Here is a 25480-nt window from a genome sequence, read left to right as displayed (position 1 = left end):
TTTAACCCACACAACCTTCCAGGCTCACTTGCATGAGACGGTTAGCTTCTACCGCAAACTCCATTGGCAATTGCTCAAAAACATCTTTGCAAAAACCATTAACCACTAACGCCACTGCCTGCTCAGGCTCTAACCCTCTTTGTTGCAAGTACAAAAGCTGTTCATCTGCAATTTTTGAAGTTGTTGCTTCGTGTTCTACCGTACCTGAGTATTCACCAGCCTCAATGTAAGGAAAGGTATTTGCAGAACAACCATCACCAATTAATAAGGAATCACATTGTGTATAATTGCGGGCACCAGTGGTCGTAGGATTGACTTTAACAAGGCCACGATAGGTATTTTGGCTTTTCCCTGCAGAAATACCTTTCGACAGAATCGTGCTTCGGGTATTTTTGCCAACGTGGATCATCTTGGTGCCTGTATCCGCTTGTTGGTAATTTCGGGTTACGGCTACAGAGAAAAACTCACCAATGGCATGATCCCCCCGCAAAATTACACTCGGGTATTTCCAGGTAATGGCTGAGCCTGTTTCAATTTGTGTCCAGCTTATTTTGCTACGAGCCCCGGCACAAAGCCCCCGTTTGGTCACAAAATTATAAATCCCACCTCGGCCTTGCTCATCACCAGGGTACCAATTCTGCACGGTGGAATACTTAATCTCAGCATCATCTAAGGCCACTAGTTCTACCACAGCCGCATGTAACTGGTTTTCATCTCGCATAGGGGCTGTACAGCCTTCGAGATAACTGACGTAACTCCCTTTATCAGCAATGATCAGTGTTCGCTCAAACTGACCAGTATTAGCCGCATTAATTCTAAAATAAGTCGATAACTCAAGTGGACAGCGAACCCCCTCAGGTACATAGACAAAGGAACCATCACTGAATACCGCGGCATTTAATGCCGCATAAAAATTATCACCCGGAGGAACCACACGCCCGAGATAGGTTTTGATTAATTCAGGGTATTGTTGGATTGCTTCTGAAATTGGACAAAAAATAACACCCGCCTTGGCCAAAGTATCCTTAAAGGTTGTTGCAACAGAGACACTGTCAAATACAGCGTCGACGGCTACCCCTGCCAGCATTTCCTGTTCATGTAATGGAATACCCAATTTTTCATACGTTTGCAGTAACTCAGGGTCAACTTCATCAAGACTTTTGGGGCGATCTGCAAGGGATTTTGGTGAGGAGTAATAAACAATACTTTGAAAGTCTATTGGCGTGTGTTGCACTTGTGCCCAGGCAGGCGGTTTCATTTTGCACCAGCGCTGGAACGCTTGTAACCGCCAATTTAAAATATATTCCGGCTCCTGTTTTTTAGCCGACAATTGCCGGATAACAGTCTCATTCAAACCTGCTGGCAAGGTATCTGTTTCAATATCAGTCACAAACCCTGCACTGTAGCGTTGTTGCAAATGCTGTTGCAAATCTGTATTTGCGGCACACATAGTGACCTTCCTCTATCACTTAAGCCTTCTATCACTTTTAACTCACTTATTAGCAAGCCATTAATTACTCACCAACACTGTGCGTCTTTAAACAATAGTCAACGTAGCAACTCATGCCTATTCAAAAGCATGTTCTTCCCTCAACTACCCTTATCAACCAAATACCATACTAAAATAGTAAACTTTATGTTTACAGCGTAATCCTCTATCAATTTAAAATCAATACTAATTTGGTATAGAATAGTCTATCAGTAAAGCTTTACTCCTACTCAAGGAGGGTGATGCAGACTGTAACTCACTATTGGGGCTGACAGCGTTGTCAGTGATGCTCAGGACAAAGAAGGGTAAAAATATGCTTCGTATCAGCCGCTTAGCCGATTACGCGCTGATTATTGCGCATCATCTACAACAGCAGGCTAACCTTATCAGCCTGGAAGCCATTGCTGATAATACGCAAATTCCACGGGCTACAGTGCGAAAGTTATTAAGATATCTGGTGCAGCATCAGCTTGTCACCTCAGTTCGAGGTGCTCGAGGCGGTTACCTTCTGGCAAGATCAGGCGATAATATTTCGATTGCGGATATTATTGAAGCGATTGACGGCCCTATTGCGTTAACCGAATGCGCTAAAGCCACTGCCCACTGTCAATGTGAGCTATCATCTCATTGCCAATTAAAAACCCCTTGGCAACAGATTAATCAACAGCTGTATTTAACCCTTAAACAGGTAAAACTCACCAGCATCAACAGCTCAGCCACTTCCAGTCAATCGGTAACATTGGAAGCTTCGCAACATACCACGCCTGTAGAGCCTTTGCCAATCAACACTGATTAGTTCATACAAAGGACTCTATTTCTGATAACCACTGATCTGCTTCAGGGGAAAGGTACAATGTGTCTTCCAAATTGGCCGCCCAGTCATATTCCTTAGCAAAATAGCGCGTTAACATGACGGCCATGACCTGAGCAGCAAGGTGCTCACTCCATACCGCAGTCGCAAGACAACGCCAGTGATCTATATTACGAAGTTTGGGATGACTGATCTGCTGCAAGCAAGTTTCACACAGTAAAATACAGTGCTCAATGTCAATTTCAGTCGATACTGGAGGAACTTCAAATACCATCAGTTTCGTTTTTCGTGCTCCACAAAGTTCACACTGCGCACTGTAACGACGCACTAATTCCCTTGTGAAGTTTTCCAGCTGCTGTTTTCTCAGCACATCCCTTTGGAAACCTTTTGCCATAGTAGTTGATCTATTCTAATGATATCAATGTATGGACCATAGCACTCGGTAACAAGAGATACCACTGTTGCTTTTTGTAAGTTAATTCAACATTAACGACATTTGACGCGCTTTTTACATTCGTTGCTGGTAGCCACTTTATACTGACTTGTGCCTGATGATCATTATGCCATGTACTAATAACCTTGAGAGTATGATATTGCCAAGGCTTTTTTTCCAAGGTTCTTTTGGCTAACCACACGAGTAATGCTTCACCTGACGTAGGCCACTGACAAGGTTTAACGCTTAACTGCCGACAAACACCTTGTTGCTCACGTGACGATGGCCACTGTTGCTGCAACGCACTTAAGGTATCAGGATCAATGTAAGCAGCCGCTTCGGTAAAATCACCTGTGACAGTCGCTTTCACCATGGCCTTTGCTAAACACTCAATGACCTCATTGGTATTATTTGACTGATAACAAGACAAGGATAAATCAGTGGAAGAAGCAAATATACTGGAACTGAACAAGATCATTAGCCCGAAAAAAAAACTCGATATTTTCAATTGATGCTCCTAACCAAAATACTCCCAGCGTTTGGGAAAGATAGAAAAACCAATTAAATCACATTGCTATTCTGTTCAGGGGTAACTTGTCGCATAGTCAACAATTGATAGCCGCTAATAGGTGACTAGCCAGGGATTTCGCGAAGGGGAATTAAATTATTGGAATCAATGACACGCACACAATTTCGCCCAGCATGTTTTGCTAAATAAAGCGCATTGTCTGCACGTTTTATCATTGTTTCGGGTCGATCACCCGAAATGTAACCTGTAATACCAAAACTACCCGTGCATTGCATAGGACCATGGTTGAAGTTTTCCAGCGCACGACGTAGCTTTTCTGCAAGAAAAGCACACTGCTGAGTACTCGTTTCAGGGCAAATAATTAAAAACTCTTCCCCACCCCAGCGACCCACGGTATCCACTTTTCGTAAGTTTGCTTTCAACAACCCAGCAATACTAACTAAAACATTATCCCCCATTTGATGACCATACTGATCATTTACTTCTTTAAAATTATCAAGATCTATTAACATAATTGAGCAAGGGTGATTAAAGCGCTCTGCTCTTTGAACTTCTTGATGGTGGATTTCATCGAGCTTCAAACGATTATTCAATGAAGTAAGGCGATCTAAATTAGCGAGTCTTTCCAGCTCACGATTTTTTAAGGCTAATTCAGCATGAGCTTCTGCTAATGAGTTTTGCACCTCTTTGAGTTGACTAATATCGACAGAGATTGAGTATTTTACCACTCTTCCATCATGCCAAATCATCGCACTTTCTTGCAGCTGATACCAGCAATCATTGGTGTCATTAAAGTACTCAAAAACAACTACTTTACCATTGGGTTTGCCAGAGCCATCAACCAGTTCAGGAATCTTACAAAAAAGACAGGGCTGATCCTGCTGGTAAATTTGCTGCCAACATTTTAAACCGGGCTTGTGCTCAACAGCTTGTTTAAATGCATGATTGACATAAACAACCTCGCGGTAATTTGCATCAACCACATAAATTCCAAATGGAATTGCATCAAACAATGCCTCAAAAATACTATCATCCAGCATGGACGAATTACCGTTATCAAACCTTACTGACTGAACACCATGCACACCTTTTTTAGCACAACAGCAATTTAATTACTCTTCATCATCACTGTCGTTTTTCAGGACTTTTTGAATTACTTCCTGCAGCCGAACTTCTTTTACCGGTTTCAACACATAGCCTTGTGCTCCAGCATCAATCGCCTCAAGTACCATCTGTTCCTGGCCATGGGAGGTTACCATTATAATGTTAGCTTGAGGATAACTGGCCATAATCGCCTTGGTTGCCTCAATACCATCCATATCAGGCATGGTAATATCCATCGTCACTATGTCAGGCTTGACTTTGGGGTAACTTGCTACGGCCACCGCCCCACTTCGACACTGGCTGACTACCTCATAGCCTAATTCTGTCAACATTTTAGTTAGCTTATTGATGGTAATGAGCGAGTCATCCACAACCATCACCCGCAACCCTGTCATACTCACTCCAGATAGTTTAAATATTGATCAAACATATCCTTAGGTCCAACACAGATAATCACTAAATCCCCAAACTGAGTGTGTAAAGAGGTCCGATAGAACCGTGCATGACGATGCTTAACAAGACTTTTACCCCCTGAAAATGCAACTGGAGGAGAAAAATGAACAAGCTCTTTGCTACCAAGAAGTGCAGTACAATTACCAATAATTGTATTCAACAAATCACTCCCCGTTTCTTCCAGATACACTTCTTTCTCTTCAGGCGGAAAGTCAATACCAGACATAAAACAGTCCATCAAGTAATGCAGTAGTGACACATCAAAACTAAATGCAATCATCATGTTGACGGGGCCACCCATACTTAAAATTGAAGTATAGTCACGCAGCGTTAATAGCTGCACATCCTCCAATACAAACTCTGTTCTTTGTACTTCGATAGCAGCTTCATCAACCAGTATCTCTTTCGCTCGATTGGCAATGAGCACCATTACATGGCCTATATCCAATGGCTTTGTCATATAATTACCCTTCGACCTGAAGTTTACACCGTTCACTTCATCTCAAGCATGTATTCATATCTTTTTACTTTTTATAAATGCAGGTAATAACCCACTCATTAGCGCAACAAAGATACCTTTATGTATCATCCTGTCGAAGAGGAACAGTAATTTTAAACTGAGTCCCTTTTCCTTGTTGACTTGAGACTTCAATGGTACCACCTAGCTCATCCACGACGTCTTTTACTGCTGCCAAACCAATACCTCTACCAGATATTTCATCAGCACTTGAACATGTTGTGATACCATGTTCAAAAATAAACGGTAATAATTCAGCCTGATCCATTTTTGCAAATTCTACTACACGTCCTATATATCGCTCTTGTAACTGAGTACGTAACGATGTAACGGAAATACCTGCCCCATCATCTGCCACTGTGATAAAACACAAATCTTCTTGTACCGCTAATGTACAGAGTATTTCACCACAAGCATCTTTGCCAGCTTCCAGCCGCACATTAGGAGCTTCAATGCCATGATCAATTGCATTTCGAAATAAATGAATCAAACTATGGATTAACTTAATAAAGCGATCAGGATTAACCGTTATCGACTCACCCACTAACACAAACCTTACTTCTTTGGCACAACGTTTTGCCAAGCGTTGAACTGTTTTTTCATAAGCCGCTAACATACTATGCAAATCAACAACTTTCATATTGAGTGCACAACCCACAAGCGCCTTTATTTTTGCTGTATCTGTGCCATCTGTTAACACTTGCCTTGCCTTTTTCACCAACGCTTCTAATTGCTGGTTACCAATAACAACGCCCCCCTTATTGACAAGAAAAGCCTCACCAAACATTCGGCGCACAATATTAAGATCCTGATCCAAACACTTCATTAGATCACTCTCAGCAACCTGAGCTAATACTTTTTTATAGTCCTTTTTATCTGGCAAGTTTATAATTTTTTGTTCAATTTCATGAATAGCATCGGGTAATCGTTTAAAGCCATACTGGTAAAATATTCCTTTATAAGTATGAAACTCCTGCAACACCTGTCTCACATTTACACTCAATGCTAACGCTTTTGAGGATGCATATAGCTGCTGTAAATTAACGATAAACTGTTCAAATTCATCTAATAAATAAAATATATCCTGACCGTCGGTTAAAATTGATACTACAAATTCAAGGTTTCGCCGTTCTTCTTCGAGATTTTCCTGTAGCTTTTTTTCTTCAGTAATGTCCGTCAAGATCATCATGATCTTTTCTTGCACATAACGGTACTCTGCAGCAATAAAGCGACCTGCTATCAAAAAGCTTGATGGTAATAGAGAAAGCAGTACCTCTCTTTTAAGAGGATTAGCCGTCCCTTTTAGTCGAGTAAGTACGCGTTCATACAAACTCACTTCCACATCATTAGCCAATGGTAGCAATGATGTTATTTTCTTACCCGAAGGAACACAATGTAAAATTCTTTCACACTCGATACTATATTGAGGCTCTACAAGGAGTTGATCATTGAAGGTTAAGAACCCTTGACCAGAGTTATGTAACAGGTTTTCAATTTGATTAGATTTATACTGTAGCTGTCGGTAGAGTGTAGTAATTTTTCTATTCCAACAAATAATCACAATGATAATTCCTCCCACAATGAGCAGGACATTCCATAGTAAACCATAGTCAACATACTCCTCCATGGTAACCTTCATCCAGTGATTGTAAATCTGCTCTTGATCCTGATTTGTAAACGTTTCTATCGTTTTATCTAGGATACTCAGTAATTCAGGGTAATATTTATTGACTGCAATACTCACTACCTTTTCAATATCGAGCCTACCAGCTATTTTAATTTCATGAGCACGCTGTTTTTGCAGCCAATAGCTAATTGCAGCGAGATCATCCACAAAACCATCGATATCACCTGAAACAACATCTTTAAGACCTTTTTCAACTGTTTCGTACTCTGTAATATGAATATCCAGATTATTTTTTTGCAAAATTTCCTTTGTTAGGTTATCCGCAATCACACCAATATGTAACCCCTGTAAAGAGCTAGTATCAATAAAGGATTTTTCCAGCCTAACCGCAACAACTAATGGCAAACGAAATAGTGGCCGTGTAAAGTTATACTTATCTCGCAATGAAGGTAAATCCATCGCGGCTATCAACACATCACAAGATGGATTCATGTCATCCTTACTGGTCACCAGAGAAAAACGTAAACCCGTCCTTTCAGTAATTAATTGTAAATAGTTTTTTGTCATCCCTGTATGCTCTCCCGCTGGGGTAGCAAACTCAACGGGTTGCCAATGCTTATTAATACAATACTTGACTGGACGTTTTTTAGCGACAAACTTCTTCTCTTCAGCTGATAAGTCTAACCTTAGACCTTCCATTACAGCATGAGAATAATCACCGATCCATTTTGCATTAATTTCCTGTACTTCATTAAGGCTTAACTCGCTTATTCCTTTATTCAGTATACTTAACAGAATCTTATTTTTTTTATTCACGGCAAGGTGTAAAGCTTCATGCCGCTTATCAAGCTCCAGCACGTTATTCGCAAGCACCAGATTTGTTAGTCCTTCTTTTTCTATTAAATACTTTGCTACAGCACCACTTTCTATGGTTGCATCCACCGCACCAGTACTCACCAGCTTTAACGCTTCACGGCTACTATGGGTTAGTCTTATTTTTATTTTAGGAAAAGATTTTTTTAAAAATTCCCCGACATAAAACCCCTCGGGAAATGCTAGCACTTTACCTTTAAGCTGCTGCAAAGCCTGATAATTATTTTCTTGGCGGCTAATTAATATGTTGGGTAGCTTTGCATAGGGTTTGCTAAATAACAGATGCTCACTGCGCTCAGGAGTTTTAACAATATTAACCAGAATATCCAAGCTGTTCTCATAAGCCTGGTTTAGTAATTTATTCCAAGATGATTCTGTAATAAACTCAACAGTAAAGCCTATTTTTTTGGCTAATAGATTTATATAGTCAACCGATAATCCTTGCGGTTTGCCATCATCATAAAAGTCAAAGGGTGGCCAGTCTGTCTCATTCGCGACTTTTAATACCGGATTACTTTTTAGCCACTCCTGCTCTTCGGGTGTAAGCTGTACTGTTTGTTGCTGCGCTGTCACGGTAGATTGTAACCAACGACTACTGAGCACCTTTTTTTCTGCATCAGAAATATTCGTTAACACTTTATTTATTATATTTCTTAATATTGGCCAATCATCTCTGACGGCAATAGTTAACTCATCATTATCAATATTGACACTGCTAGGCGTATCCACAACTTGCAACTGATGCATATTATGCCGCTCCAGCAAGTAATACAGTACCGGCTTGGAGTCCATATACATGTCTGCATCATTAAACAATACCGCTTGTAACCCTTTTACCGGATCACTGACAGAAACCAGTTCAGCCTCAGGAAAATATTCCCTTAACGTACGCTCGTAGTTATAGCCTTTAACAATGGCCACTCGCTGCTGCATAAGGTTTATTTGCATGGCTTGCTGTACTTGCGTTTTATCAATTGCAGCAACAGCCATGGGTAAAATAAGGTAAGGCTGTGAAAACAGCATATATTGTTCACGCTCCGGAGAAACAAATGCTGTATGCAATAAGTCCAGCTCATGGCTACGTATCATCTCCAAAAAGCGCTGCCATGGAGGCCCTGTAATATACTCAAACCGAAGACCTAAGTGCTTAGCCAGTAAATTCATCAAGTCAATAGAGTAACCCTTTGGTACACCATTTTCTGCATAATCAAAAGGTGGCCAATCGGTTTCATTGGAAACTCTTATTAATGGATGTTTACGAAGCCATTGTAACTCCTCATCCGTTAAAACCAATTTCATTCTTGAACTTGGTTCAAGTCTTGGAAGTTTTATCCACTTTCGTTGTAGCTGTTGCACTTCAACAGGTGATATTTGTTGCATTCCCTCGTTGATAATATCAAATAGCGTTGGCTCATTTTCAGAGACAATGAATAGCCAAGAGGTGCTATTTTTCAATGCTTTTATTTGCGGCTTACCCGTGATACTGATATCCGGCAACCAATAATTTCTAGTGACATAATTAAACGTCGCTTCATGTAAAATAGCAGCATCAACGTTTTGCTTACTCACCGCATTCAATAAAGTCTGAGCATCTTGAAAAACCTTCCATTCAGTTAGCGGATATTTTTCAGCCAGTAAATGATATGCTGTAGTTTCCTTTACGACCCCTACCACTTTTTTTTCTAAATCCTCTAATTGACTCAACGATCTTTTTTCTCTATGCCCTACCAGCACCCATTGATCCGCAAGTATAATCGGACTGAACAAAGCGTTATCCGTTGCTAATAAACCAGGAACATCACTGATCATCAACGAGTAATTATCCTGCTCAAACTGCTGACGTAATAACATTAAAGAATCATGAGGAAAAAACTTAACACGTAGGCCAATTTTACTTGCTAACAGTGTAATATAGTCTACGATGAACCCCTGAAATTTTCCTGACTGATTTTTAAATACAAACGGTGGCTGATTATCAACCAAAGGAACGCTGAGAACTGGATTTTTTTTAATCCAGTTTCGCTGTTCTGGTGACAGCTTTATTTCTTCTAACTGGCGCTGCCTGGTACTTGCCTCCAAGCTCAGTAATGCTTGTGTTAGAATGGGATATTGATGTTGATATTGAGTGATGTACGCCAGTTGTTCCTTAGCCGCTGTCGCGGCTGAAAACGCTTGAGAAAAAGTTTTATTTAATTGTTTTCCCCGCGCATTATTTGCAAAGGTAATGTGCAGTTGCTGAGAGCCCAACCAACGCCTGTTAATTTCCAATAGTTCTTTATCACCACGTAACTCGGGATGTGTTTGCATTAAATAATAATACACTGCAGGATCAATCACACTGGCATCAACAAACCCTTTTGACAACGCCTGTAGATTGTTTGCATCATCTAAACTGCTATACGTCTCAACTTCACCTAACGAAATTTTTCTATCCAATAATGGATGGTTTAAATATCCTTCAACAACTCCAATACGATATTTTTCTAAATCATCAATAATGCGCCAATGAATGGGGTAGGCTTTACGTTGAGCAAGCGCAACGTAACTTTGGCCAACAGGCTTGGAGTAAATAAAACGCTTGGCTAATTCAGGATCATAATATTCCGGGAAATAACCATCATATTCTTCATTTGCCGTACGTCGTACGGCTTCAGTCCACGGTAAAAAATCAACTTTAACTTGATACCCCACTTTCGCAAAAGCATCAACGACAATAGCTGATGTTAGACCATTCTCTGGCAGCGTTTTTCCTACAAATGGAGGCCATTCCAATGATGCAAGACGCACTTGTTTGCCCTGCAAACTCTCAAATAGCATTTCATTTAACTGTACATCTGAGCCGAACACCCCCATCGCCAAAAGGGCACGCCCCATTTTTCGTAATTCTCCCCAGTCTGCATTACCAACCTCAAGCTCCCCTTTTTCTAAAATAATATCTTTTAGCGCTTCAGCCTGCTGTTGCAGTTTTTTAGTGCTCAGCTCAGGCGAATAGTGCCGCTGGATGAGCTGTGCCATTTCTTCAGGATGCTTTAACGCATATTGCCAACCCCGAAGTGAAGCTGCGATGAAATCTCTCACCAACTGCGGGTGTTTGGCAGCATAAGCTTCTGATGTAAACAAGTTTCCCTCATAAAAATGTACATCCCATTCACTCATATGGAGTACTGTGTGAGGAATACCCAACGCTTGCACATCCGCAAGTTGATCTAATCTTGAGGTAAATCCTGAAATTCTTCCCTGCAGCCACGCTTGTAAAGGGTTTGGCTCAACAACCAGTTTGACTTGATCAAGAGGTATACCCTGTTGATACAAAAAAACGCGTGTTACCAAGTCGAGGTTATAGGGATTTGCAACGGCCAATTGCCCACCTTTTAATGCTTGAGGTGATTTATCAGCCCCCTGTAAAACAATCACTTTCGGAGTTTGCTTGAATATATTGGCCAATAATAATACTGGCTTATTGGCTAGCCGTGCTTGAATGAGTTTAGCGCCTGCAACACCAAACTCTGCTTGCTGATTACTCACCAGGTTAATAACATCGTGATCTGAATCCCCCGCCTCGATAGAAACCGTCAAGCCAAAAGCACGAAAATAACCTTTATCAATGGCAGCATAGTACCCTGCATAAGCAAACTGGTGAGGACCATTAATCTTTAATTTTACATGGTGAAGCGAAATGGGTTCTGCGGCCAAAACCAATGAGGAAGATAATAGTAATAAGGTGCAACATTGAATCAGCCATAGCCACAGGTAAATATACCGCATCAGTTTTATACAGTGTAAGTAATCACGAAGCTTGCTTAATTGCTGAAAAAAAACCATTAAACTCACTGCCTCAGGAATACCCTGATGAGTCGATGTATGTTGCCAGCATTCTTTTAATCAAATAATGGCTTGGTCTGTAGCCTTATCCTATATGCTTGGCATATGGCTAAATTATAGCCAGATTCCCTTCTCACTGCCGAAGTAATAGCTGGAGCCATTGAATTAATAAATGAGCTTTCGTTTTTTTGAAAGGAGTGATTTCTGCCCATTCAATAAGGCAAAAAAAAACCGTACTCACGAATAAAAGTACGGTTTAATGGTAAGGCATTCTGTCAAACAATAATTTATGCGCAGCTATGATTTTCTACTGGAAATGCATGACCTAGCCAGCTTTTACTTAATAGTAATGGAATTATCGCTAAAGTAATCATCACCAGTGACAGTGACATCAAATGTGAGAATGGCATCTGCACCGTGATAATACTTGCCACTGACGCCATCACCATCTGTAAGCAGCCCAACGTCGCAGAAGCAGTACCCGCACTTTTACCAAAGGGGGCTAACGCATAGCTCGCAGCTGAACCGAGTATTAAAGAAAAACCACAACCAGCGAGCATCACTGGTAATAAAAATCCTAGTAACGTTGTACCATGGATTATAAACCCAAGCAGCATGAGCAGACCTGCTATAACAATCAACAAGCAGCCTAACATAACACAACGGTGGCGCCCCAAATAGGTCATCAGCTTAGGCGCAAGTAAAAAGCTAGAAGCCATAATGACCAATGCATTCGCCCCAAAACAAAGAGCAAACTGAATTTGGGTCAGCTTTAATGTTTCAATCATGATAAAGCTGGCTACTGAAACATAACTACAAATCATGCCCAGTGCGACCATACAGCAGTAGCAATAGAACTGAAAGCGACGATGTTGAAGGATTTCCCAGTAAGGTCGCCAATGCCAATGTACCTTGGCAGTATCACTGGGCCGAGTTTCATCTAACCAGAACCAGACCATCACCCCTACCAGAGCCGCAAAGCCCGCAAGAAAATAAAAGCTTGCTTGCCAACCCCACTGTGTGGCAAGAATGCCCCCCAGCATAGGTGCAAGTGCTGGTGCGACGCTAACACAACCATTGAGGTAGCTGTACATTTTAGCGCCTTGTGCAGCAGAGAACACATCTCGAACGACAGCAAAGGCTACAACAGACGCACAGCAGCTGCCTAAACCTTGTATCGCTCGCGCGGTAATCAGCCAGTTAATCGTTGGTGCCCATGCAGCCGCCAGACTACAGAGCAAATACAAGACAATTCCAACAAGCACGATGGGGCGCCGACCAAAACGGTCACACAATGGACCGACAACCAGCTGACCAATACCCACCGTAAACAAAAATACACTTAGTGTGTATTGCACCTGATTGGTATTGGTATGGAAATAGTTAACGAGTGATGCCATTGAGGGCAGATAAATATCAATACCCATTGGCCCAAATAAAACAAGCGGCACGAGGGCCGCTATAAAAAATTGACTTACAACTTTAGACTTCATGTTGCAGTATTTTAAGCAGAAAGAGGTTAAAAAAATCAACTCACACGAGGTGGTTGCGCGTTCACTTTAGTATGATTAAGATATGATTTCAAATGACTAATATTCAAGGTAATATTTCCACCATGGAATATCATAGCCATGAAGCTAGATAAACTATCACGATATGACCTGAACTTACTAATTAATCTTCAAGTGTTACTTGAAGAGCAAAGTGTCAGCAAAGCCGCTAAACGCCTTCATGTCTCACAGTCTGCTATGAGCAAAACCCTGGCTCGGCTCCGTGATCTCTTTGATGATCCCTTGTTTATCCGCTCAGCCCATGGCTTGCGCCCCACCCCCCGAGCTGAAAATCTGCAACCCCAGCTTGCCAGTGCACTACAAGATATTCAGCAACTTATTCAGCCACCCAAGTTTGATCCCGCAACAACTCAACGAGATTTTAAGATTGTCACACTAGATAGTGCCTACCAGCTCTTTTTGCCGAGCTTTTTTGCTCCCTTAATGCAAGCAGCCCCAAATATGCTGTTAACTTTCGAAGACTGGTCTGAGCACTCACTTCAGGGACTTGCACAGGGACAAGTTGATCTTGGTATTACTGCGAGAGAAAATGCCACTGACTCCAGACATCAACAAGATCCCCTCCCCCATGGAGTGAAATTTGAACATCTATTAGAAGATAACTTTGTATGTCTGGTTCGCAAAGGCCATCCTATTTTATCCAAAGCATCGTGGCAGATATCAGATTACCTGGCACTCTCCCATGTTCAGGCTTCTTGCGAAGGACATGACCGCTGGGCACTGGATATCACGTTAGCGAAGCAAAACAAATCACGGCGGATCGTTGTTCAGGTGCCCGAGTTTCACGCCGCACTGGAAATCGCCCGACAAAGTGATTTAGTGTTTACCTGCCCGCAGATTTTTGCCCGGCATGCTGTTCAAAATTATCCACTCACACTGCTCCCCCTACCCATTGCATTGGATACGGTTACCTACCTGTTGGCTTGGCATCAGCGCTACGAGTGTGATCCAGGTCATAAGTGGCTACGTGAAATGCTTTATCGGCATATTCGTGAAGATCAGGCATCAACGTTAAATTTTGACCAGAAAGGAAAGTGAAAACAAAACCACTGACACATAAAACTACGCTATTTTTTAGGGTGATAACTAAGGAGCGTCATCAGTTGATCATAAAACTGATTAAAACCATGGGATCGAGCCAAGGTAGCCAGTTGCTGCCAGTCGATCTTAGGATTCATGAAGGCTTCTAATAGAGGATGTTCAGGTGGAAGACGATACCGCCACTCATCAACCAACCACTCTAGAATATCATCAGGTAGCCAGTGGTAGGGAAAATTTTGCTGCAGAAACTGCTGCCGGGCTTGATGGTTAGGCAAGTGCTGAAATTGATCAAAGAGTGATTCCATTTCATTTTTTGTGGGGTAACGAATACTTCCCGCTTCCTCCAAACCCGTAGGTGGTGGCTCTTGATAGTACTCACGAAATGTCGTCATATTCTTAGCTCCTTGCCACACACCCTAATGGACTGTTGATTCCCCCCCCTACATCATTGATGAGGTGCTTTCTGTATATGACCCCCCCTGGTTACTGCAAAACTGAAGAACATGCTCATTTAATGGGTGCCTGTAAATAGTATAGCTAGGATTTATTCCATAACATTACCAAACAGCACTGCTATACCATTCTGCACTCTTTTTCGAGAGGCCAGTTTTAACAGGCCAGAGAATCTCAGCTAAAACCCTTCGTCTTGGTTATAGCTATTAACAGCAAGCTTAAAGTCAAATTTGATACCTCTTGTCCCTTGCTGATCACATTATCCAGACTGAAAATCCTCATGTGCTATAGTTTTTCGTGTATTAGAGATTAGTAGTATGAATGAAGAAGCAGCACAAATATTAATGGCACGCCAGCCTATCATTGATACAAGCTATCGAATTCAAGGCTATGAGCTATTATTTCGAGATGCCCACCTAAGCCCTACAGATATTAGTGGCGACAAATCAACGTCTCGATTGATTGATCGTTTACTAACAACCTTTACCCTTGAAGAAATTACTGATAATAGTCGAGCATTTATTAATTTTACGCGTTTTTGGCTACTCAACCCACCTTCTTTATCACCAGATAATACAGTTATAGAAATACTCGAAACAGTGCCATTAGATGATGCTGTGCTGGCATCCATAGCTGACTTAAAAAAACAAGGTTTCACACTTGCACTGGATGATGTGATTGATACAGAGCGTCTATCGCCTCTACTTAAACTTGTGGATATTGTGAAAGTTGATGTACTACATTTAAGCCCAAATGAAATTGAACAAATAATACAACAATTAAAGCCTTATGACATTACCCTGCTTGCCGAAAAAATTGAAGATCATGAGGTGTTTCATTTTTGTAAATCCTTAGGTTTTTCACTATTTCAAGGCTTTTTCTTCAGTAAACCCCAACTTTTATCAGGCAAAGAACTTAATGCTAGCGCTCTAGCAGTAATGAACCTGATTGCACAGTTACAAGATCCTAACTGTAAAATCGATGATATTGAACAAATTATAAAGCAAGATCCTACACTCTCTATCAAACTATTAAAGTGGGTAAACAGCCCTTTATACCGTCGTCGCAAAGAAATTGAGTCCATAAAGCAAGCCATACTACAACTGGGCCTTGATCGAGTACGTAATTTTGTCACTTTATTATCGTTAAGCGATTTACAAGAAAAGCCTTCTATCCTTTGTCAAATGGCATTAACCCGAGCCAGTATGTGTGAATGGTTAGCCAAACACCATTTAAACGTACCCTCAGCGTCTTATTTCTTAGGAGGATTACTGTCCCTAATCGACGCTTTTTTTGATCAGCCCAAGGCTGATGTCCTCGAAAAATTACCCATCGATACCAAGCTGAAATCAGCCATCCTTAATTACGAAGGCCAGCTTGGACAAACTATTTTAGCGGTTTCTTACTATCAACAAGCTTTATGGGACTACATTCAGATGTCAACGCTGGACTCAATTCAAGCAGGTCTTGCAGACTTAAATCAGGCTTACGTCAACGCGATTCAAGAAACAAACCAATGGTTACATGTAGCCAGCAGGCCATAATCTTGATTACTTTTTATTACAAATTATTCTAACACCTTTATAGAAAACTGCTCTCTGTATACGTATTATCCGAAACAGCACACATTAATAAAAATATTTAAGTGCTTAACAAAGGAGAGCTGTAGTATGTGCTGTTCGCTACGAAATACGTTGTTAGGTCTCTTTTTTTTTCTTTTCCCGCTCGCTTGTTATAGCTACCAAAGCGATACCATTCAGTTAGCCTCAGGTGAATGGGATCCCTATGTAACAGAATTAAAACCCGGCAATGGCTTTATCACTGAAATAATTAAAGGAACGTTAGAAACCCAACTGCAAATTACACCCAAAATAAAGTTTATGAAATGGCGTGGCTGTGAAGCTCATTTACGCTACGGTAAAGTCAGGGCAATTTACCCTTACTATCGAAATAAAAAGCGGGAAAATCACTTCGCTTTTTCTGACCCCATAGCAGACTCTAATACGGTTTTCTTTTATATAAAAGAAAATATTCAATCCCCTCCTCATAACTGGCAGTCCCTGTCAGACTTTACTCAATACCGTATGGTAATTCCTAATGGCTACGCAGACGAAGACAAGTTACGTGCAGCCAACCTACAGGTCAGCCTAGCCAAAGATGAAGAAACTGCTTTTACTGAGCTATCTGCAGGAAAGCACGATTTTTTACCACTTGCAGAATTAGTTGGTTGGAATTTATTACTTAAAAAATTCCCTGATGCAAAGCAACGTTTTGCTACACTAAAAAAGCCATTTAATCATGCACAACTTCACTTAATGTTTAATAAATACGATACACGTGGTTTACAACTTATGGAGAAGTTTAATAAGGCACTGAGTGCTTTCAAAACAACTGAAAAATATCAAGAAATACTCACTAAATATGGCATCAATTAATACTCTGTAAAAACATAACACATTATTACTATACCCACAGCGAAGGATTTTTAGGGGCGGCTGTCAAATGCGCCTGCATAAACTACACTCCCACCGTCCTTGGTGGTCAAGAGTGCCAGCGACAAACCCTACTAATGTGTCGGGAACACATTAGAACAGCTTCGCTGGCCCATTAGGGTGAGCGCTATGGATAGCGCACATAAAACTGATTCGCAAAGGCTATATTTCCATACATTATAAAGCTTATTATTTTCCGTTAGCCAAGGATGGCAAACACTTCCTTTCTTTCAGTAAACCTACTTATCACCTAATTCCTTTCATATATTTCTTCATAATTAGTTAACATAAAGTAAGCGATACTATTCGCCTTCTTTTAGCTAAAATACGTTTAAGAGTATATAAGTCGAAGGTGCCTATACCCAAAACGAATGGTTTTTATACCCCAAGGGCACAAGGGTGCGGCCGTCAAGCGATGAAGCCCCTGGGCAAGTTTACTGCTGTGAAACTTGCGGTAGCCACTTTAATTGATATAACAGCGCTGACAACAAACCCTACTAATGTGTCAGGAACACATTAGAACAGCTTCGCTGGCCCGTTAGGGTAAGCGCTATGGATAGCGCACATAAAAATGATTCGTGAAGGGTATATAACACAAAAGAAAGCCTCCTCACGCATGCCAGTATCTTTTAGACGCAGTCATTCAAAAATATTCAGTATTGAAATAGCATTCCGCAAAACCTTTACAAGGAAAGCTATACCCAACACGAAGGGTTTTTAGTGGAGCTAACCTGCTCTGTTAAGACGAGCGATAGCAACCACAGTTTTTTTTAAACACGTTGGTAGGTCCATGAAGATAAGCACTATGGATCTCGCGCATAAAAATGATTCGTGATGGGTATACATAGATACCAAGGAGGTATCAAATGTCTCAACTAGCCACAAAGTCAGCTACAGCTCATTCAATCACTGAAAAAAGCCTTCCCTTCATTTCTGACAGCTACATTAATTGCTATCAACAGGAGTATAAAGATGATTTCGTCGATAAATGGGATGAAATCATTGACTGGAAACGTCGCCAGGAAAGTGAGGGGAATTTTTTTATAAAAACGTTACATAAATATGGAGTAAAGCGTGTACTTGATGTTGCAACAGGCACAGGCTTTCACTCCATCCAACTTTTAAATGCTGGCTTTGATGTCGTCAGTGTTGATGGCAGTGCCAATATGCTGACAAAAGCCTACAAGAATGCAAACCAATATGGTGTTCAAATAAAAACAGCCCAGGCTGATTGGCGGTGGTTAAGTCGGATAATTCATGAAAAATTTGATGCTATTATATGTTTAGGTAACTCATTTACTCATCTATTTACAGAAATAGATCAAAAGAAATCGTTAACTGAGTTTTATTATTGCCTAAAAAACAATGGCATACTCATCATTGATCAACGCAATTATGACGCTATTTTAGATGCCGGTTTCAGAGTCACACATGAGCATTATTACTGTGGAAAAAGCGTCACAATCCAACCAGTCTATATTGATGAACATTTAATTCGATTTTGTTACGCCTTTTCAGATGGCTCCCAACACCATCTAAACCTCAATCCACTCCGCTCTTGTAAAATGACGGAATTACTGAGCGGAGCAGGATTCAAATACCAAAAAACATATGGCGATTTTAAAGAAACATTCCATTGTTATGAACCTGACTTTCTGATTAATATTGTGAAAAAGTAAGCCGCTTAATGTTCAGACAGTAATATTGTATCTAATTGCTGGTCCACTAACTGGCTTTGCGGGGTCACTGTTTTTCGATTCCATGGGATGCGTCCAAAATACCACAACCGCCAAAACCATAGCTTAGTATTGGGATTACTTTTTAATAGCGTTTCAAATGTAACCACTTCACCCAATTGCATGTTTAATGCTTCAGCATAGACATGATGAACAAACTTTGAGCAATATTGCCGCGTAGCATCAAAATCAAAACCTAAATGATACAAAACTCTCATACGACTGTTTATGCTTGCTTTTAGCTGTAATAACTGTTCTTCACTTACGCCACCCTTAAGACGACGGATGCATACTTGCGTACCTATCGTTCTTTTTAAATATTTTTTTAACCGTGTTTTTCGGCTAAAAGGAACCGCACTTTCTGCTACCCACCACTCATTATTTTCTTTAATAGCAATACCAACATGGGATGTCCAGGTATTTGTCGCTTGGGCAACCTGCTTATAAAGTGCACTTTTTATCGATATAAAAACTAAGTCACCTTCCTGTAAATGTCGTGCTACATGATCATGAAAATCAGTCAGTGAATCATTTGCCTTGCCAAGTACCTGCTGCATATGCCCTCTCCTTTTTGATTACTATAAATCCAACTTTCTCCCCCCATGAGCTCAATCAATGAGGCATAGAAGTTAAATTTACTGTAACCACTAAAGCACTTATAACACAGCACCGCTATTAAGGTATTATATAGTGATACTTAAGACCCTATGAGATGAGAAGTGTCTATTCCAAGTAGTTCTTCCAGTCAGTTTAGGAGAAACTGGCTTAACAATGAAAGGCATCACATACTTATTTCCATTCACATTTATTTCCCTAAAAAGAAAACGGTAAAAGGGAGATCCACCCATGACACGCACACCGTTAGAACGTAACTTCAACAGCTGGGATAATACTCAACTGTTTTATCGGTACTGGCCTCCCCATCCCACAGGACATTATGCCATTATCCTCTTTCACAGAGGCCATGAGCATTCTGCGCGTTGGCAAGAGATGGTTGATCAACTCAATATACCTACCCTTCACCTGTTTGCCTGGGATGCTCGTGGCCATGGACTATCACCTGGTGAGCGAGGTTATGCGAATAGCCTTAATGAGCTTGTCAAAGATGCTGATAGCTTTATCCGTCATATCGAGAAAGACTATCAGATTTCAATGGATCGAATGATTATTTTGGGTCACAGTGTAGGCAGTGTCATTGCCAGTACGTGGGTCCATGACTATGCCCCAGCAATCCGTGGTTTGATCCTAGGCAGTCCTGCACTTCGAGTCCGTCTCTATGTCCCCTTTGCTATCCCTGCACTGCGGCTTCTCTTAAAATACCGCTCCAAATCGTTTATCAGCAGCTATGTCAAAGGGCGTTTACTTACCCATGATCCTGAAAAAATAAGCCAATATGACAATGACCCCCTGATATGTCCTGCAATTGCAGTCAACGTACTGGTTGATTTATACGATGCAGGTACTCGGTTAATGCAAGATGCAGGTGCAATTACTGTTCCTACCTTGCTTCTTTGCTCTGGTGCGGATTTTGTGGTCAAACAACAGGCACAACGTCGTTTCTATAATCATTTGCCGAATTTACGCAAAGAAATGCAGGTTTTTCCTGGTTTTTTTCATGATACTTTTAACGAAGTCAATCGCCATTTGCCTATTGCTAAAGCTCGTATGTTTATTCAGGACTTATTAGCGCGGCCTACCCCTGATGTCGATCTTACCAAGGCCGATAAACAGGGCTATACCTATGAAGAGTACCAAAAACTACTGCAACCATTACCCAAAACCAACCCCAAATACTGGTGGTTTAAGCTACAACAAAAACTCCTGTACTCCATTGGCTCTCTCAGTGATGGAATTCGTATTGGTATTCAAGATGGCTTTGATTCAGGCCATATGCTTGACTACGTCTACGCTAATAAACCCTCAGGAAAATTTTTAATAGGTAAGTGGATAGACTGGATTTATCTCAATGCCATAGGGTGGCGAGGTATTCGGCTACGACGTAAACTGATTGAGGCGGTATTACATCATGCAATAGAACAACAGCTCACCCAGCTTAAAGAAGTAGCCATTCTTGATGTAGCTGCAGGTCATGGACGTTATGTATTGGATGTGATTCAACAATACCAAGACCAACCATTACATGTGCTATTACAAGACTACTCCAAAGCAAATGTAGAACAGGGCCAACAGCGTATAGCTCAACTCAACTTAAGTGCCCAAGCGCAATTTCAGCGTGGTGATGCCTTTGATGCAGAAACTATTGAGCAACTCAGCTTCCGTCCCTCAATTATTATTGTCTCAGGACTGTATGAGCTATTTAGTGATAATGATGCAGTAATGAAGTCATTACACGCGCTCTACTCTATCCTAGCCCCCCAAGGCCTACTCATTTATACAAACCAACCCTGGCACCCTCAGCTAGAGTCAATTGCACGGATATTAACCAGTCATCAAGGTGGAAAACCATGGATTATGAGACGGAGAACCCAACAAGAAATGGATCAACTAGTCCATAAAGCTGGGTTTTATAAAGTCAATATGTCCATAGAGAAGTATGGTATTTTTAGTGTTTCAACGGCTGTAAAAAAACCACAGTGTCATCCGCAATTACCATGAAAAATCAACACCTATTCAAACAAGCATGTTATTCACTGGCTCTTTTAGGACCACTCTTTTTTATCAGCTATGGATTTGCCAACTATGTGACCTCTTTGCGTGCCCCTGTGTCCTCTGTATATTTTGAGTGGGAAAAGGCGATTCCAGTGATTCCTTGGATGATTATTCCTTATTGGAGCATCGATATTTTATTTGCCCTATCTCTCTTTTGTTGTAAGTCGTCACAAGCACTTTTTACGCTTTCTAAACGCTTGGCAAGTGCCATTTTAATTGCAGTCCTTTGCTTTCTAATATATCCATTGCAGTTTGCTTTTCCTCGACCAGAAATGGGTGGCTTATTAGGTGACCTATTTAATTTACTGTATGCATTTGATCAGCCCTTTAATCAGGCGCCTTCTTTACATATTGCATTACTGGTTATTCTCTGGGTACACTTTTTACCACTTTGTAATCGCCTTTTTAAAGGCTTAGTCAACATCTGGTTTAGCTTAATCTTACTTTCTGTATTATTTACTTATCAGCACCATTTTATTGATATTCCTACTGGATTAGCACTTGGCTGGTTCAGCTGCTACCTGTTTCCCACTATAAATAGTTCAATTAATAACCCACATTCTAAAAGCGCAAAATATTTTTCTTTTTGGCAGTGGCAAGGACTCATCCACACACGCTATTGCATTATTTATGGATTATTTGCATTACTATGCCTAGGGTTATCTTTTATTAACCCTCCGCTAACACTTATTTTATTATGGCCAGCTTGTTCTCTGACAATTATTAGTCTTGGTTATGCCGGCTTAGGTGCTAATATTTTTCAAAAGAATCAAGGAGCACTTCAACCTGCAGCTCGTTGGTTACTCCTTCCCTATCATTTAGGCGCTTTATTGTCTTGGCACTGGTATACAAAGAATCAACCTGCTTATCAAGAAGTTGATAAGCAGTTATCCATAGGCCGCCGAGTAAAAACATCAGACTTGAACAATTTGGAAGCGTTAAAACCATTAGCAATTGTAGACTTAGCCAGCGAATACAGTGAGCATCCTCAGCTTTTAAATTCCCAAATACCTTACCTGTCACTTGGTATTATGGATCTGACACCACCGAATAAGGAGCAGCTGCTTCAAGCTACTGAGTTTATCTACCACTATCAACAGCAAGGCTATCATGTTTTAGTGCATTGTGCCCTGGGTTATTCTCGAAGTGCTGCTGTAATTATTGCCTACTGGTTAGCAACTGGACGGGTTAAGACAACAGATGAAGCCATACGTTTTTTGCAAGAACTACGCCCTAACACGGTACTTAACCAAAACTTTATCCATACACTCAACTCATTCAACCAATCCCGTAAGATGGAAACTTCAACAGCATTATTATCTAAAACAATCTCTAGTCCCTGCTGACGTTATACCCTTCACGAATGATTTCTAGGTTTAGTTATCTTCACTCCTCACCCCAATCAACTATTAATATAGGCTCATGGGACTTCGTCACTCGATGGCCATACCTAAAAACCATTCGTATTGGGTATATTATTTAGTTTTTTTACTACTCAGGTAATTTAGGAATACATAACGCAAAATCAGACTCACTTTCGGCACCCGACATGCAAATAGCAGAGGCTTGATATTTTTCCCAACGCATTTGGCAATCTAAAATCAAGTTATTTAATTCATTAGTGTTATTAATAGCCTGCGTTAGCTGCTGAACTTGTTTATCTTTGGTCAAGTCCACCCCTTGCTCAGCAGCTCTCAGCTTTGCTTTCTTAAGAATATTAGGCATGAAACGCTTCATATTACTCATTGCTTGTTTACAATAGTTTTCTGCAACTGCGCTCTGTATTTTTTGTTCAGCAACTTCACCCTCTTTAGCATAAATTATATTTATTTCACTACACAAAATAATACATGCTATGTAACTTAAAGATTGCTTTTTTAATTGGCTGAAATCGAATTGCATTAGCTTCACCTTCATATTATAAAGTACCCCCGACGAGTTAAGAATCACATAATCTCTGCAAGAGACCAATAATAAATATCACCAGGTGCTAACCAATAGACTGTTTCAAAAGGGAAACGCAGTGTAAACCAATAAAAATCTTCATTTATCCCTAGAAATTGATAGTATGCTATAAATCTTTCATGCTCCACAGCCTCAGCAGTAAACTCCCAACCTTGCTTACCACTCACACCTTGCCAAGAGTGGACACCCAACTGTGACTTTGGGTGAACAAAACGTTGTTTACCTGCGAGAAAAAAATCTACTCCCCCAGATATTACGCTACTCTTTGCTGTAAGACATACCGAAATGCCTGACTTTCTAAGGAACATACCCGCCCGCTGATTTGCCTCATCATCAATTGAACCTGGAACAAACCCCATCACTACCAGCTTAATTGATGGATTATTCAGTATTACCTGAACTTTATTCACAATAGAAGAATCAATAACGCCTTGCATTAAAACCCAGTCAGGTCCTTGTTTAATAAAGGTTACTGAATCAAAATAAGGAGAAATGGAATGACTAACATGACAGGCTGCTGGGATGTCAGCCTTACCGTATGCAAAAGCAGGTATTAAAATAAAAAACCATAATACTCGAATCAAGCAACACCAATGATTATTTTCAAGCCTTCCATTGCCAACCAGCAAAAGGTTTATCATCAACACCATAACGTTCAAACATGATTTGTTGTGTAAGAATATTTTATAAGCGTAGCCTACTCAATCAATACCTTTAGGCATTATTACAACTTCATCAAAAGCTTTTTATAATAAATAATTATTTATACATATAAAAAATGGCTGACCCAATAACTTTCAGGTCAACCATTCTTAGAAAACGCGAAACAAAGCTTGCTGATAACGTAAAATTAATAACGCTATTTTACTTGTTCAGTATCCTTATTAATCTGTCTCCAAGCCAACATATCAAAATAGGTATCAAGCCCACGCCAGCTTAACTTAATTTCCTGCAAATAGTGCTGATACATATCCTTTACATCGCCAGGCAAGTAATGAGGACCTTTAGTCGTTAAAATGGCTTTTATCATTTTGTTTTGCCAGTGGCGGATGCTGTAACGCTGCTTGCGTCGATAGTATACTTTCCACTCCCGCCATGATAGCCACCCCATTGGCTCATAAGTAAAACGTGCTTGTTCGCAGACGCCTATACGCGTTCGATCCCAACCTTTCGTTACATCAAGATCAAAGCAAGCTAGGGCACCCACTAGGCTATCTTCTCCAATAGTACCTATAGGTAACTTAATATTTTCAGTTCGAACACGTTTAATAAACTGATGGGGCAAGGCATATAAATTACCCGCCAAACCACCGCGAGTAACCATCGTAATAATTTGCTGTTTGGTACCTCGGCCAATATCCATGGGAATGGCTGCCAATGCATTCTTGTTAGGATGCATTTTTTGATATTGATATAGCTGGTATAACGAATCCCCTACCACTTCACAATCACCATCCATAAAAATGTAGGTTTCAGCCTCAACAGCAACGTCATGCACGAATACGTTCCATGCATTTGATTTATCACCTTCCTTAATATCGACTAAATTGACCCATGAATACTGCTTTTGATATTCCGCAACAACCTGTGCAGTATTATCAGAGCAGCCATTTGCCAATACAAAACACTGGAATGAATCTTCAGGTAATGCGTTACAGGGTGAATTAATAATGCTAACGCGGATGCTTTCTAAGCAAGCAGTGATGCGGGCAGATTCATTATGAGCAAAAACCGCAATTGCGAGGGCAGGATTTGAGTCCTTCATGCATTTTATTCCGTGATTACTACTATTAGGTGATGATAATAAGGCGTCTAGGCTATGAATTATGTAATCCTACTTTATCCCAAAACATTCCAAAACTGACACAATCCCGCATCAGCAACTAAAGGGTAC

The 25480-nt window shown here is 40.7% G+C and carries 20 protein-coding genes; 7 read left to right on the top strand and 13 right to left on the bottom strand.

Annotation, left to right across the window (positions count from 1 at the left end; genetic code table 11):
- Position 1: 1 nt before the first annotated feature.
- Positions 2–1450: a Fe-S cluster assembly protein SufB gene (gene sufB / locus KHS79_RS10050; RefSeq protein WP_212718647.1), complete on the bottom strand. Its 1449-nt coding sequence runs from the start codon at positions 1448–1450 to the stop codon at positions 2–4.
- A 352-nt stretch (positions 1451–1802) separates the two neighbouring features.
- Between sufB and KHS79_RS10045 the strand changes: the two genes are divergently transcribed.
- Positions 1803–2285 (top strand): SUF system Fe-S cluster assembly regulator, encoded by a 483-nt coding sequence (locus KHS79_RS10045; RefSeq protein ID WP_212718645.1) that lies wholly within the window; start codon positions 1803–1805, stop codon positions 2283–2285.
- Position 2286: 1 nt separating this feature from the next.
- Here KHS79_RS10045 and KHS79_RS10040 read toward each other — a convergent pair whose 3' ends face one another.
- The 7 genes from KHS79_RS10040 to KHS79_RS10010 all read right to left on the bottom strand — a co-directional run bounded on the left by KHS79_RS10040 (position 2287) and on the right by KHS79_RS10010 (position 13151).
- A complete protein-coding gene (locus KHS79_RS10040; RefSeq protein ID WP_212718643.1) occupies positions 2287–2694 on the bottom strand; it encodes a phnA protein in 408 nt (135 codons plus the stop codon).
- Between the two features lie 10 nt (positions 2695–2704).
- On the bottom strand, positions 2705–3241 hold the full coding sequence (locus tag KHS79_RS10035; protein ID WP_212718642.1) for a hypothetical protein: 537 nt from the start codon (positions 3239–3241) through the stop codon (positions 2705–2707).
- 125 nt (positions 3242–3366) lie between these two features.
- On the bottom strand, positions 3367–4302 hold the full coding sequence (locus KHS79_RS10030; RefSeq protein ID WP_094789398.1) for a sensor domain-containing diguanylate cyclase: 936 nt from the start codon (positions 4300–4302) through the stop codon (positions 3367–3369).
- A 72-nt stretch (positions 4303–4374) separates the two neighbouring features.
- On the bottom strand, positions 4375–4761 hold the full coding sequence (locus KHS79_RS10025) for a response regulator (RefSeq protein ID WP_027707414.1): 387 nt from the start codon (positions 4759–4761) through the stop codon (positions 4375–4377).
- Between the two features lie 2 nt (positions 4762–4763).
- The gene (locus KHS79_RS10020) at positions 4764–5279 is read right to left on the bottom strand and encodes a chemotaxis protein CheX (RefSeq protein ID WP_027707415.1); all 516 of its coding nucleotides are present in this window, start codon (positions 5277–5279) and stop codon (positions 4764–4766) included.
- A 118-nt stretch (positions 5280–5397) separates the two neighbouring features.
- Positions 5398–11658 carry a transporter substrate-binding domain-containing protein gene (locus KHS79_RS10015; RefSeq protein WP_233468367.1) on the bottom strand — a complete coding sequence of 2087 codons (6261 nt, stop codon included), beginning with the start codon at positions 11656–11658 and terminating at the stop codon, positions 5398–5400.
- Between the two features lie 287 nt (positions 11659–11945).
- Positions 11946–13151 carry a multidrug effflux MFS transporter gene (locus KHS79_RS10010; RefSeq protein WP_212718638.1) on the bottom strand — a complete coding sequence of 402 codons (1206 nt, stop codon included), beginning with the start codon at positions 13149–13151 and terminating at the stop codon, positions 11946–11948.
- A 138-nt stretch (positions 13152–13289) separates the two neighbouring features.
- On the opposite strand from KHS79_RS10010, the gene KHS79_RS10005 reads away from it, so the two are divergent.
- Entirely contained in the window at positions 13290–14267 is a 978-nt protein-coding gene (locus tag KHS79_RS10005; RefSeq protein WP_212718637.1) for a LysR family transcriptional regulator, read from the top strand.
- A gap of 29 nt (positions 14268–14296) precedes the next feature.
- Here KHS79_RS10005 and KHS79_RS10000 read toward each other — a convergent pair whose 3' ends face one another.
- Positions 14297–14662, bottom strand: coding sequence for a hypothetical protein (locus tag KHS79_RS10000; protein ID WP_212718636.1), 366 nt, complete (start codon positions 14660–14662; stop codon positions 14297–14299).
- 378 nt (positions 14663–15040) lie between these two features.
- On the opposite strand from KHS79_RS10000, the gene KHS79_RS09995 reads away from it, so the two are divergent.
- The 3 genes from KHS79_RS09995 to KHS79_RS09985 all read left to right on the top strand — a co-directional run bounded on the left by KHS79_RS09995 (position 15041) and on the right by KHS79_RS09985 (position 18894).
- Positions 15041–16267, top strand: coding sequence for an EAL and HDOD domain-containing protein (locus tag KHS79_RS09995; RefSeq protein ID WP_027707419.1), 1227 nt, complete (start codon positions 15041–15043; stop codon positions 16265–16267).
- A gap of 126 nt (positions 16268–16393) precedes the next feature.
- Positions 16394–17158, top strand: a complete 765-nt coding sequence (locus KHS79_RS09990; RefSeq protein WP_212718635.1) for a substrate-binding periplasmic protein — start codon at positions 16394–16396, stop codon at positions 17156–17158.
- Between the two features lie 923 nt (positions 17159–18081).
- Positions 18082–18894: a glycine/sarcosine N-methyltransferase gene (locus tag KHS79_RS09985; protein ID WP_084611134.1), complete on the top strand. Its 813-nt coding sequence runs from the start codon at positions 18082–18084 to the stop codon at positions 18892–18894.
- A gap of 5 nt (positions 18895–18899) precedes the next feature.
- Here the strand turns inward: KHS79_RS09985 and KHS79_RS09980 are convergent, their stop codons facing one another.
- Positions 18900–19508 carry a YiiX/YebB-like N1pC/P60 family cysteine hydrolase gene (locus KHS79_RS09980; protein WP_094787145.1) on the bottom strand — a complete coding sequence of 203 codons (609 nt, stop codon included), beginning with the start codon at positions 19506–19508 and terminating at the stop codon, positions 18900–18902.
- A gap of 289 nt (positions 19509–19797) precedes the next feature.
- Between KHS79_RS09980 and KHS79_RS09975 the strand changes: the two genes are divergently transcribed.
- Both KHS79_RS09975 and KHS79_RS09970 read left to right on the top strand, forming a co-directional pair.
- The gene (locus tag KHS79_RS09975; RefSeq protein ID WP_212718634.1) at positions 19798–21567 is read left to right on the top strand and encodes a bifunctional alpha/beta hydrolase/class I SAM-dependent methyltransferase; all 1770 of its coding nucleotides are present in this window, start codon (positions 19798–19800) and stop codon (positions 21565–21567) included.
- The gene (locus tag KHS79_RS09970) at positions 21564–22967 is read left to right on the top strand and encodes a phosphatase PAP2 family protein (RefSeq protein ID WP_212718633.1); all 1404 of its coding nucleotides are present in this window, start codon (positions 21564–21566) and stop codon (positions 22965–22967) included. The genes KHS79_RS09975 and KHS79_RS09970 overlap by 4 nt, the downstream gene beginning before the upstream one ends.
- A 145-nt stretch (positions 22968–23112) precedes the next feature.
- Here the strand turns inward: KHS79_RS09970 and KHS79_RS09965 are convergent, their stop codons facing one another.
- From KHS79_RS09965 to KHS79_RS09955, 3 genes are all read right to left on the bottom strand, one after another.
- Positions 23113–23523, bottom strand: a complete 411-nt coding sequence (locus KHS79_RS09965) for a hypothetical protein (RefSeq protein ID WP_027707424.1) — start codon at positions 23521–23523, stop codon at positions 23113–23115.
- Positions 23524–23567: 44 nt separating this feature from the next.
- Positions 23568–24227, bottom strand: coding sequence for a hypothetical protein (locus KHS79_RS09960; RefSeq protein WP_212718632.1), 660 nt, complete (start codon positions 24225–24227; stop codon positions 23568–23570).
- A gap of 218 nt (positions 24228–24445) precedes the next feature.
- Positions 24446–25351, bottom strand: coding sequence for a glycosyltransferase (locus tag KHS79_RS09955; protein ID WP_094787141.1), 906 nt, complete (start codon positions 25349–25351; stop codon positions 24446–24448).
- Positions 25352–25480 lie beyond the last annotated feature (129 nt).

The sequence above is a fragment of the Zooshikella ganghwensis genome, assembly GCF_018263875.1.
In the GTDB taxonomy this organism is placed as follows: Bacteria; Pseudomonadota; Gammaproteobacteria; order Pseudomonadales; family Zooshikellaceae; genus Zooshikella; species Zooshikella ganghwensis.
The sequence above is the reverse complement of the archived record's forward strand: the minus strand, read 5'-3'. Positions and strand labels throughout refer to the sequence as shown.

What these genes read in the sequence shown, in the direction of transcription:
- KHS79_RS09970 (WP_212718633.1), top strand. Translation starts at nt 21,564, where the DNA reads ATGAAAAATCAACACCTATTCAAACAAGCATGTTATTCACTGGCTCTT.
- KHS79_RS09990 (WP_212718635.1), top strand. Translation starts at nt 16,394, where the DNA reads ATGTGCTGTTCGCTACGAAATACGTTGTTAGGTCTCTTTTTTTTTCTT.
- KHS79_RS09955 (WP_094787141.1), bottom strand. Translation starts at nt 25,351, where the DNA reads ATGAAGGACTCAAATCCTGCCCTCGCAATTGCGGTTTTTGCTCATAAT.
- KHS79_RS09995 (WP_027707419.1), top strand. Translation starts at nt 15,041, where the DNA reads ATGAATGAAGAAGCAGCACAAATATTAATGGCACGCCAGCCTATCATT.
- KHS79_RS09960 (WP_212718632.1), bottom strand. Translation starts at nt 24,227, where the DNA reads ATGATAAACCTTTTGCTGGTTGGCAATGGAAGGCTTGAAAATAATCAT.
- KHS79_RS09965 (WP_027707424.1), bottom strand. Translation starts at nt 23,523, where the DNA reads ATGCAATTCGATTTCAGCCAATTAAAAAAGCAATCTTTAAGTTACATA.
- KHS79_RS09980 (WP_094787145.1), bottom strand. Translation starts at nt 19,508, where the DNA reads ATGCAGCAGGTACTTGGCAAGGCAAATGATTCACTGACTGATTTTCAT.
- KHS79_RS10015 (WP_233468367.1), bottom strand. Translation starts at nt 11,658, where the DNA reads ATGGTTTTTTTTCAGCAATTAAGCAAGCTTCGTGATTACTTACACTGT.
- KHS79_RS10020 (WP_027707415.1), bottom strand. Translation starts at nt 5,279, where the DNA reads ATGACAAAGCCATTGGATATAGGCCATGTAATGGTGCTCATTGCCAAT.
- KHS79_RS09985 (WP_084611134.1), top strand. Translation starts at nt 18,082, where the DNA reads ATGTCTCAACTAGCCACAAAGTCAGCTACAGCTCATTCAATCACTGAA.
- KHS79_RS10010 (WP_212718638.1), bottom strand. Translation starts at nt 13,151, where the DNA reads ATGAAGTCTAAAGTTGTAAGTCAATTTTTTATAGCGGCCCTCGTGCCG.
- KHS79_RS10040 (WP_212718643.1), bottom strand. Translation starts at nt 2,694, where the DNA reads ATGGCAAAAGGTTTCCAAAGGGATGTGCTGAGAAAACAGCAGCTGGAA.
- KHS79_RS10030 (WP_094789398.1), bottom strand. Translation starts at nt 4,302, where the DNA reads ATGCTGGATGATAGTATTTTTGAGGCATTGTTTGATGCAATTCCATTT.
- KHS79_RS09975 (WP_212718634.1), top strand. Translation starts at nt 19,798, where the DNA reads ATGACACGCACACCGTTAGAACGTAACTTCAACAGCTGGGATAATACT.
- KHS79_RS10045 (WP_212718645.1), top strand. Translation starts at nt 1,803, where the DNA reads ATGCTTCGTATCAGCCGCTTAGCCGATTACGCGCTGATTATTGCGCAT.
- KHS79_RS10000 (WP_212718636.1), bottom strand. Translation starts at nt 14,662, where the DNA reads ATGACGACATTTCGTGAGTACTATCAAGAGCCACCACCTACGGGTTTG.
- KHS79_RS10025 (WP_027707414.1), bottom strand. Translation starts at nt 4,761, where the DNA reads ATGACAGGGTTGCGGGTGATGGTTGTGGATGACTCGCTCATTACCATC.
- sufB (WP_212718647.1), bottom strand. Translation starts at nt 1,450, where the DNA reads ATGTGTGCCGCAAATACAGATTTGCAACAGCATTTGCAACAACGCTAC.
- KHS79_RS10005 (WP_212718637.1), top strand. Translation starts at nt 13,290, where the DNA reads ATGAAGCTAGATAAACTATCACGATATGACCTGAACTTACTAATTAAT.